At 69.9% G+C, this 9,516-nt stretch carries 8 protein-coding genes and 1 pseudogene; 7 read left to right on the top strand and 2 right to left on the bottom strand.

Translation table 11 applies throughout. The annotated features are described in order from the left end of the window. A pseudogene (locus MTR62_RS18390) lies at positions 1–194 on the bottom strand (glycosyl transferase); the annotation flags it as partial. Positions 195–449: 255 nt separating this feature from the next. On the opposite strand from MTR62_RS18390, the gene MTR62_RS18385 reads away from it, so the two are divergent. From MTR62_RS18385 to MTR62_RS18365, 5 genes are all read left to right on the top strand, one after another. Then, positions 450–1,202 carry an alpha/beta hydrolase gene (locus MTR62_RS18385; RefSeq protein ID WP_244023671.1) on the top strand — a complete coding sequence of 251 codons (753 nt, stop codon included), beginning with the start codon at positions 450–452 and terminating at the stop codon, positions 1,200–1,202. 19 nt (positions 1,203–1,221) lie between these two features. Then, positions 1,222–2,121, top strand: coding sequence for a tetratricopeptide repeat protein (locus tag MTR62_RS18380; protein ID WP_244023669.1), 900 nt, complete (start codon positions 1,222–1,224; stop codon positions 2,119–2,121). A 36-nt stretch (positions 2,122–2,157) separates the two neighbouring features. After that, entirely contained in the window at positions 2,158–3,138 is a 981-nt protein-coding gene (locus tag MTR62_RS18375) for an LLM class flavin-dependent oxidoreductase (RefSeq protein WP_244023675.1), read from the top strand. Positions 3,139–3,229: 91 nt separating this feature from the next. Beyond that, the gene (locus MTR62_RS18370) at positions 3,230–4,456 is read left to right on the top strand and encodes an NAD(P)/FAD-dependent oxidoreductase (protein WP_244023667.1); all 1,227 of its coding nucleotides are present in this window, start codon (positions 3,230–3,232) and stop codon (positions 4,454–4,456) included. Positions 4,457–4,615: 159 nt separating this feature from the next. Further along, on the top strand, positions 4,616–5,908 hold the full coding sequence (locus tag MTR62_RS18365; protein ID WP_244023665.1) for an MFS transporter: 1,293 nt from the start codon (positions 4,616–4,618) through the stop codon (positions 5,906–5,908). Here MTR62_RS18365 and queG read toward each other — a convergent pair. Beyond that, positions 5,905–6,972, bottom strand: coding sequence for a tRNA epoxyqueuosine(34) reductase QueG (gene queG / locus MTR62_RS18360; RefSeq protein WP_244023663.1), 1,068 nt, complete (start codon positions 6,970–6,972; stop codon positions 5,905–5,907). The genes MTR62_RS18365 and queG overlap by 4 nt on opposite strands. A gap of 62 nt (positions 6,973–7,034) precedes the next feature. Between queG and MTR62_RS18355 the strand changes: the two genes are divergently transcribed. Further along, entirely contained in the window at positions 7,035–8,072 is a 1,038-nt protein-coding gene (locus tag MTR62_RS18355) for an ABC transporter ATP-binding protein (protein WP_244023673.1), read from the top strand. After that, positions 8,069–9,334 (top strand): ABC transporter permease, encoded by a 1,266-nt coding sequence (locus tag MTR62_RS18350; RefSeq protein ID WP_244023662.1) that lies wholly within the window; start codon positions 8,069–8,071, stop codon positions 9,332–9,334. Before MTR62_RS18355 ends, MTR62_RS18350 begins: the two co-directional genes overlap by 4 nt. Positions 9,335–9,516: the final 182 nt, after the last annotated feature.

Genomic DNA, 9,516 nt, shown 5'->3' with positions numbered 1-9,516 from the left:
GTCAGCGGCCAGCCGGGCCCGGCGCCGGTGGCAACCGGCGCGGGGCTGCCTGCCTGCGCCAGCAGCGTCGCGACGCGCAGGGCAAAATAGAGCGCCCAGATCGCCAGCAGCACCGAGCGTCCTTGCGTAAAACGCTCGAGCCGGATCGCGAGGCGCGAGGGAGGCAGCGGAAAGGCAAGAATGTCGGCGCTCATGCGGCCCCTCGGCAAGGACGAAAAAAAGGCCGACGCGGGAGAGTGAGGAGGCCCCCTGTCATCCCGCGCGGCTGCGCCTTGCGCTATGCCCAAATCGGGCCCGGCGGGCCAGCCCCCCGTTCGCCGCGCCATTCGCCTTTTTTGCGAATTTTCAAGCGGCTTGGGAGGCGCCGGGGGCGCTTTGGCGGGCATCGGGCGGGGGCGTGCCTCCCGCGCGCCTTGCCCTTCGCGGCCCGAACCCCCACCTTGCGCGCCATGACCGAGATCCGCTTTCACGAAATGCCCGACGGGCGCCGCATCGCCCATCGCTTCACCCCCGGACAGGGCCCGACGCTGGTCTTCCTGCCCGGCTACATGTCCGACATGGCGGGTTCCAAGGCCACCGCGCTGTTCGACATGGCGGTTCACGCCGGGCGCGCCTGCCTGCTGCTCGACTATTCGGGCTGCGGGCAAAGCTCGGGTGATTTCGCCGACGGTACGCTCAGCCGCTGGCGCGACGAGGTGGTCGCGCTGATCGCGGCCGCCGCGCTCGACAAGGTGGTGCTGATCGGCTCCTCGATGGGTGGCTGGCTGATGCTGATGGTGGCTGAGGCCCTGCCCGACACGGTCCATTCGATGATCGGCATCGCTGCCGCGCCCGATTTCACCGACTGGGGCGTGGCGCAGATGGACAAGGGGCTGCTCGCCGATGGCGAGACGATCTACGAAGACAACCCCTATGGCCCCGAACCGACCCCGACCCACCCCGGCTTCTGGGCCGACGGGCAGGCCAACCTCCAGCTCGAATCGCCGATCGGCTTCGACGGGCCAGTGCGGCTTCTCCAGGGCCAGCGCGACGCCGAGGTTCCCTGGGAACTGGCGCTGAGGCTGAGCGAGACGCTGCGTTCAGATGACGTGCAGGTAACCTTCATCAAGGACGGCGATCACCGCCTCTCGCGCGAGAGCGATCTCGCCGTGCTGATGCGCACCGTGGCCGAACTGGTCCTGGCGCGCGAGACGGCGGCCTGACCCGGAGATTTTCACGACGATGAGCCTTCTGCTGTTCCTCCCTCTGCTGGCCCAGGTCGGGCCGGGCATGACGATCGGCGAACAACCGGCCTCCCAGCTTCCGATCGAGATCATCGAGAAGAAGGAAAAGGAGGAACGCGAACGCGCCCGGCAGGCGCAGCCCTTCACGCTGCCCACCGCACCGGCCAGCGCCAAGGGCTGCATGGCGCAGGTCCAGGCCGATCCCGAAGGTTCGGCCGATGTCGCGCGCCAGGCGCTGCAGACCGCGGTCGCGCGCGAACGCGTGCGCGCCGGGCTGTGCCTGGGCGCCGCGCTCACCGAATTGCAGCGCTTTGGCGAAGCGCGCGATGCCTTCGTCGCCGCGCGCGACGCTGCCGATGACGGCGACCACCTCAGCCGCGCGCGGCTGGGCGACATGGCCGCCAACGCCGAACTGGCGCAGAACCAGCCGGCCAAGGCGCTGCTGCTGCTCGCGCCCGCGTTGACCGAGGCCAGGGCGAGCCAGTCCCCCGCGCTTATCGCCGAAGTCCAGATCGACCGCGCGCGCGCGCTGGTCGGCGTCAACCAGATGGCCGAGGCCGACAAGGCGCTGGCCGATGCGCGCACCGCGCAGCCCGACAACGCGCAAAGCTGGCTGCTCTCCGCGACGCTTTCGCGCCGCCAGAACAACCTGATCGCGGCGGGCAGCCAGATCCAGCAGGCGGCCAAGCTCGCGCCGAGCGATCCGGCGATCGGGCTCGAGGCGGGCGTCATCGCGATGCTCTCCAAGGACGTCGCCGCGGCGCGGCGCAGCTGGCAATCGGTGGTCCAGGTCGCCCCCGGCAGCCCCGAGGCGGCAACCGCGCAGACCTATCTCGAGGAAACCCGGCCCGACGACACCGCCGCGCCCGGCCCCCAACAACCCGCGACGCCCAACTGACGCCCGCACCGCCCGGTCCCAGACGAAAGCATGCCCATGGTTCCCCTGTCCGTTCTCGATCTCGTCACCGTTCGTGAAGGCGATACGATCGCGCGCTCGCTGGAGATCAGCGTCGCGAGCGCGCAGGCGGCCGAGCGATCGGGTTTCAAGCGTTACTGGGTGGCCGAACACCACGGCATGAAGGGGATCGCGGGGGGCGCGACCTCGGTCGTGCTGGCGCATCTGGGCAACGCGACGAAGACCATCCGCATCGGCGCGGGCGGGATCATGCTGCCCAACCACACGCCCTACGTCATCGCCGAGCAGTTCGGCACGCTCGCTGCGCTGTTTCCGGGCCGGGTCGACCTTGGCCTGGGCCGCGCGGCGGGGGCCGACGGGCGGCTGGGCAACGCGCTGCGCAAGGACATCGTGGGCGCGTCCGAGCGGTTTCCGCAGGATGTCGTCGAACTGCGCGCGCGCTTTGCGGGGCAGGCGGTGGGCGGGGTCGAGTCCCCTCAGGCCAGCGGCGCCGAGCTGGAAATGTGGATGCTGGGATCGAGCCTGTTCGGCGCCCAGCTCGCCGCGATGCTCGGGCTGCCCTACGCCTTTGCCTCGCACTTCGCGCCGACCCATCTCGACGAGGCGGCGCGCGTCTACCGCGAGCGTTTCCAGCCGTCCGAGTTCTGCGCCAGGCCCTACTTCATGGCCGCGATCAATGCGCTTGCCGCCGAGACCGAGGAAGAGGCCCGCTTCCAGCTGTCGAGCGTCGACCAGAGCTTCGTCGCGCTGCGCACGGGCAATCCCGGATGCCTGCAACCCCCGGTCAAGGACTACCGGGCGAGCCTGCCCGCCCCGGCGCGCGCGATGCTCGAACAGGTGCGCTCGGTGAGCGCGGTGGGCACGCCCGGGCAGGTCGCCGAAAAGCTCGAGGCTTTCGTTGCGCGCACCGGCGCGGACGAACTGATCGTGAGCGCGGCGACGTTCGATCCGGCGGTGCAGATCCGCTCGCTCGAATTGCTCGCGCCGCTGCTCGCCTGACGGCGAGGCGCGGCCCGGAGCGCGGCTCGGGGCTATTGAAATGTCGTTTGCTCTATCGACGGCGCAACAAAAGGTGCCTAGGGAGAGCAGCATGAACCAGTCTGACATCGTCATCGTCGGCGCCGGGCACGGCGGCGCCCAGTGCGCCATCGCCCTTCGCCAGAACGGGTTTGCCGGCACGATCACCGTCATCGGTCGCGAACCCGAGTATCCTTACGAGCGTCCGCCGCTGTCCAAGGAATATTTCGCGCGCGAGAAGACCTTCGACCGGCTCTACATCCGCCCCGCGACGTTCTGGGCGGAAAAGGAAGTGACTTTCCGGCTGGGCTGCGAAGTGGTCAGGGTCGATCCCGAGGCGCACGAGCTGGCGCTCTCGAACGGCGAGACGATGGCTTATGGCAAGCTGGTCTGGGCGACCGGGGGCGATCCGCGCCGCCTGTCGTGCAGCGGCGCGGACCTGGCCGGGGTCCACGCGGTGCGCACCCGCCAGGACTGCGACCTGCTGATGGCCGAAGTCGACGACGGTATCCGCCGCGTGGTGGTGATCGGTGGCGGCTACATCGGGCTGGAAGCGGCGGCGGTGCTCTCCAAGCTCGGGCTCGAGGTCACCCTGCTCGAAGCGCTGCCGCGCGTGCTGGCGCGCGTGGCGGGGGCGCAACTGTCCGAATTCTACGAGAACGAACACCGCGCGCACGGGGTGGACTTGCGCACCGGCGTCGCGGTCGAGGGGCTGGAAGGCGACGGGCACCGGGTGACCGGGGTCAGGTTGGCCGACGGTTCGGTCCTGCCCGCCGAGGCGGTCATCGTAGGGATTGGCATCGTGCCCGCGGTCGGCCCGCTGATCGCGGCGGGCGCGGCGGGGGCCAACGGGGTGGACGTGGACGAATACTGCCGCACCTCGCTGCCCGACGTCTACGCCATCGGCGACTGCGCGTCCTTTGCCTGCGCCTTTGCCGGGGGCGATGTGATGCGCGTCGAATCGGTGCAGAACGCCAACGACATGGCCAGCTGCGTCGCCAAGGCGCTGTGCGGCGACGAACAGCCCTACAAGGCCTTCCCCTGGTTCTGGTCGAACCAGTACGATCTCAAGCTCCAGACCGCAGGGATCAGCAAGGATTTCGACGCCAGCGTGGTGCGCGGCGATCCGGCGAGCCGCAAGTTCTCGGTGGTGTACCTGCGCGGCGGCAAGGTCGTCGCGCTCGACTGCGTCAATCTGGTCAAGGACTATGTCCAGGGCCGCAAGCTGGTCGAGGCGGGGGCCAAGGTCGATGCCGAGCGGCTGGCCGATCCGGACGTGCCGCTCAAGGAACTGCTCTGAGGGATAGGTCGTCCGGCCTGTCCGCTCGGGCTGGTCTTTTGCGAAAATTGCTTTAAGGGGCCGCCCCTTGATATTTTCATAGGGTCGGGCGCCGTGGCGCGCCGTATCGGCCCGGCGGCCCCCTCGGTCGGGCCAGCAGGATTGAGGTGGTGAGCGGACATGGACAGGTTGACGGGGCTTGCGCCCTATCGCGCGAACGCGCGGGTGCTGGTGGCGAGCCTGGTGGGCACCGCGGTCGAGTTCTACGACTTCTACATCTACGCCACCGCCACCGCGCTGGTCTTCGGGCCGCTGTTCTTTCCCGCCCATTCGGCTTCGGCGCAGCAGCTTGCGGCCTACGCCAGCTTTGCCATCGCCTTCCTCGCGCGGCCGATCGGGGCGACCTTCTTTGGCCATTTCGGCGATCGCGTCGGGCGCAAGTCCACGCTTGTCGCCTCGCTCATGCTGATGGGCGGGGCGACTGTCGCGATCGGCTTCCTGCCGACCTACCAGAGCGTGGGCTGGTGGGCGCCGCTGCTGTTGTGCGTGCTGCGTTTCGGGCAGGGGCTGGGGCTGGGCGGCGAGTGGGGCGGCGCGGCGCTGCTCGCGGTCGAAAGCGCCCCGCCGGGCTGGCGCGCGCGCTTCGGCATGTTTCCGCAGCTGGGCGCGCCGCTCGGCTTTCTGGCCGCCAACGGGCTGTTCCTGGTGCTTTCGGGCGTGCTTGACGAGGCGCAGTTCGTCGCCTGGGGCTGGCGTCTTCCGTTTGTGCTCAGTTCGGTGCTGGTGGGGCTGGGTCTGTGGATCCGCTTCAAGCTGACCGACAGCACCGCGCTCGATGCCTCGGGCCATGGCGCGTTGCCCAAGGCGATCCCGCTGGTCGAGCTGTTCGGGGGTTATCTGCGCCAGACCATCGCGGGCACCTTCGCGGTCGTCGCGTGCTTTGCGATCTATTACCTCACCACCGCCTTCGCGCTGGGCTACGGCACCACGGCGCTGGGCTATGACCGGCAGGCGTTCCTTTCGGTTCAGCTCTTCGCGATCCTGTTCATGGCGCTGGGCATCGTGGTGGCGGGTTACGCCGCCGATCGCTGGTCCTCGCGCGCGGTGCTGGTCATCGGCAGCCTGTGCGCGATCGGCGTCGGGCTGGCCATGGGGCCGATGCTGGGGGCGGGCTCGCTCGGCGTGATCGGGTTGTTCCTCGTGCTCGGGCTGTTCACTATGGGGCTGGTCTATGGCCCGCTGGCCGCGCTGCTGCCCCAGCTGTTCCCCGCGCGCGTGCGCTATACCGGCTCATCGATCGCCTTCAACGTCGGCGGAATTCTCGGCGGGGGCTTTGCGCCCGCCTTGGCGCAGGGGCTGGTCGACAAGGGCGGGCTGGCGTTCGTCGGGCTCTATATCTCGGGCGCGGCGGTGCTCACGCTGGTCGGCCTGCTGAGCATTGCGCGCCACACCGAGCGCGACTTCGTGGTTTAAGCGCGGATCTGCCCGGCCGCCCAGCGCGCGGCTTCGGCGACAACCGGGTCTTCGTCGTCGAGCAAGGCCTCGATGTGGGGCCGCAGGTCCGCATCGCCGCTGTTTCCCGCCGCGTAGAGGCAATTGCGCACGAAGCGGTTGCGCCCGATCCGCTTGATCGGCGAGCCCGAGAACAATCTGCGAAACCCCGCATCGTCGAGTGTGAGGAGGTCGGCAAGGTCGGGCGCGGTCAGTTCGGCGCGCGGCAGGAAGGCCTTCATCGTGTGCGCGCTCTGCGCGAACTTGTTCCACGGGCAGACCGCGAGGCAATCGTCGCAACCGTAGATGCGGTTGCCCAGCCCCATGCGCAGGTCCTCGGGCACCGGGCCCTTGTGCTCGATGGTGAGGTAGCTCACGCAGCGCCGCGCATCGAGCCGGTAGGGCGCGGGAAAGGCGTCGGTCGGGCAGGCGTCCTGGCAGGCGCGGCACGATCCACAGGTGTCGCGCCCCGGCCTGGAGAGCGGCAGGTCGAGCGTGGTGAAGATCTCGCCCAGGAACAGCCAGGAGCCATGTTCGCGGCTGACGAGATTGGTGTGCTTGCCCTGCCAGCCCAGCCCCGCGGCCTGCGCCAGCGGCTTTTCCATCACCGGCGCGGTGTCGGTGAAGACCTTGACCCCGGCCTCGCCCAGCCCGCGCCTGGCCGCTTCGGCGACGAGCCAGCGGGCCAGGTGCTTGAGCGCCTTCTTGACCGTGTCGTGGTAATCGGCCCCTTGCGCATAGACCGAGATGCGCGCCTTGTCCGGGTGCTCGCCAAGCGCGAGCGGGTCGTGCGCGGGGGCGTAGCTCATGCCCAGCGAGATGACCCGTTGCGCCTCGTTCCACAGCCCCTGCGGCGAGCGGCGGTGGTGCGCGCGCTCTTCCATCCAGCCCATCGTGCCGTGCATCCCGGCGGCCAGCCACGCCTCGAGCGCGGCCGCGCGCGCGGGGTCCTCGCTCGCCGGGGCGATGCCGAAGGCGCAGAAGCCAAGCGCGCGCGCCTCGCTCTCGAGGTCCTTCGCGAGGGCGTTTAGCACGGTCTTAACCAAGTGGGCTCCATTCGAGGCGTCATGATACGCTGGGCACGCGCGCGCGGAACGCTGGGGGCATGATGGATTGTGCAGTAGGAGATCGCGGTGCGCCGGGCAATCCGTGCGAAGCGGTGGGCGGGTTTGACCATGGGGTCGCCGCCTCCCGGCCCGCGCGCCCGCTGGCGATCGAGGCGCGCGCGCTGGTCAAGCGCTTCGATGGGACCACGGCGGTCGACGGGGTCGATCTCGCGGTGCCCGAAGGCTCGGTCTACGGCATTCTCGGCCCCAACGGCGCGGGCAAGACCACGACCTTGCGCATGCTGCTGGGGATCATCGATCCCGATTCGGGGCTGCGCCGCATTCTGGGCAGCGAGCGCCCGCACGAGGTGGCGCACGCGATCGGCTATCTGCCCGAGGAGCGCGGGCTTTACCCGGCGATGAAGGCGGTCGAGGCGATCGCGTTTCTGGGCGCGCTGCGCGGGTTGCCGCTCAAGGAGGGGCGACGGCGCGGGCGCGAGCTGCTCGAACGCCATGGTCTTGGCTACGCCGCCGACCGGCAGATCCGCCAGCTTTCCAAGGGCATGGCGCAGCAGGTGCAGATCCTGGGCACGCTTGTTCACCGCCCGCGGCTGGTCATCTTCGACGAGCCGTTTTCCGGCCTCGACGCGCTCAACCAGGGCAAGCTGGAGCGCATGATGCGCGATCTCGCCAAGGAGGGCACCACGGTGATCTTCTCCACCCACGTCATCGCCCACGCCGAGCGGCTGTGCGACGAGGTCGCGATCATTGCAGGCGGCAAGGTGCCCTTCGCCGGGCCGGTCGACGTGGCGCGCGATCGTATCCCCGCCCAGGTCCGGCTCGAGACCCGCGCGCAGGACGGGCCCTGGCGCGCCGCGCTGCCGCCCGACGCGCGCTGCGAAGGCCATTTCTGGTACTTCCCTCTCCCTGAAAGCGGGATCGAGGCGCTGCTGCGCGCGCTGATCGCAGGCGAGGCGGGTATCCTCTCGCTCTCGGTCGAGCGGGCGGGCCTGCATGATGCCTTCGTCTCGATCGCGGGCGAGGCGGCGGCGCGGGCGATGGTTGATACCGCTCCGGCCGACGGGGAGGTGCGGGCATGAGCGCGGCGCCCTACCCCGAGGCGGGAATGCACAATGGCCGGCTCTCGATCCTCGCGGCGGCCTGGGTCATCGCCCGGCGCGATTTCGTGGCGATCCTGTTCAGCCGCGCGTTCTTCTTCTTCCTGCTCGGGCCGCTGTTTCCGGTGATCGTGGGCGTGCTGGCGGGCTCGGTCGGCCAGCGGGTGCAGCAGACCGCGGCCAGCCCCGAGGTCGGCGTGGTCATGCAGGCCGCCGATGCCCGCGCGGTGATCGCGGCGGGCAAGGCGCTGGGTGACCGGCTGGGCGATGCGGTGCCGCGTCTGGTCCTCGTCCACGCGCTGGCGCCGGGTGAACGCTATGATCCCAAGGAGGCGCTCGAAGGGCGCGAGGCGAACATCGCGGCGATCCTTTCAGGCACGCCCGCCGATCCGGTGCTGACCGGGCCGCGCAGCCGCATTGCCGACTGGCAGGGTCCCGTGGCGATGATCGCGGCGCAGGCGCGCGCCGGGACACTCGCCGCCTGGCCCGAGGTGCACCTTGCCACCACCTCCTCGAGCAGCGCGAGCGAGCGGCGCGGGCGGTTGAGCACCGCGCAAGGCGCGCAGACGCTGCTGTTCCTCCTCACGATGATGCTGGCGGGCATGGTGCTGTCCAACCTCGTCGAGGAAAAGGGCAACAAGATCATCGAAGTGTTGGCCGCCGCGATCCCGATGGAAGCGGTGTTTCTGGGTAAGCTGTTTGCCATGCTCGGCGTGTCGCTCGTCGGCATTGCGACCTGGGGCGCGGTGGCGGGCGCGGTGCTGCTGGCGGGCGGATCGGCGCTGCCGCATCTTGCCACGCCCGCGGTCGGCTGGCCTGCGTTGCTGGTGCTGGGCGTGATCTATTTTTCGACCGCCTACCTGCTGCTTGGCTCGGTGTTCCTCGCCGTCGGCTCGCTCGCCTCGACCGTGCGCGAGGTGCAGACGATCTCGATGCCGGTGACGATGGTCCAGCTCATGGTGTTCTTCCTGGCGAGCTACGCGATGACCCAGCCGGGCAGCGGGATCGAGCTGTTCGCGCTGATCTTCCCGTTCAGCGCGCCGTTCGCGATGCTGGCGCGCGCGGCGCAGGACCCGGCGATCTGGCCGCACGTGGCCGCCGTGCTCGCCCAGTGCGCCTGGGTCCTGCTGCTGGTGCGGCTGGGCTCGTCGCTGTTCCGCAAGCGGGTGATGAAATCGGGCCCGGCGCGGGTCAGGCGCGCGCGCCGGGGTCTGTTCAGGCGCAAGGCAGCGGGCGCGGTATAGTCTCCTTCGCGACTCGCCCCCGCTACACAACCCACGAACCGGGGCGGGCAGGCTTGGGAGGCGATCATGGCGAAGAGTGCGCACGAAATGGAGGCATCGGGCAAGGGGCCGGATGACGGGCTCGTTCGGCGCGAGGTGCCGCGCCGCGCGGTGCTTGGGCTGATGGGCGGCGGCGCGGCGGC

It is taken from the genome of Novosphingobium organovorum, assembly GCF_022832435.1.
Lineage (GTDB): Bacteria > Pseudomonadota > Alphaproteobacteria > Sphingomonadales > Sphingomonadaceae > Novosphingobium > Novosphingobium organovorum.
This window is presented reverse-complemented; position numbering and strand designations above follow the sequence as displayed.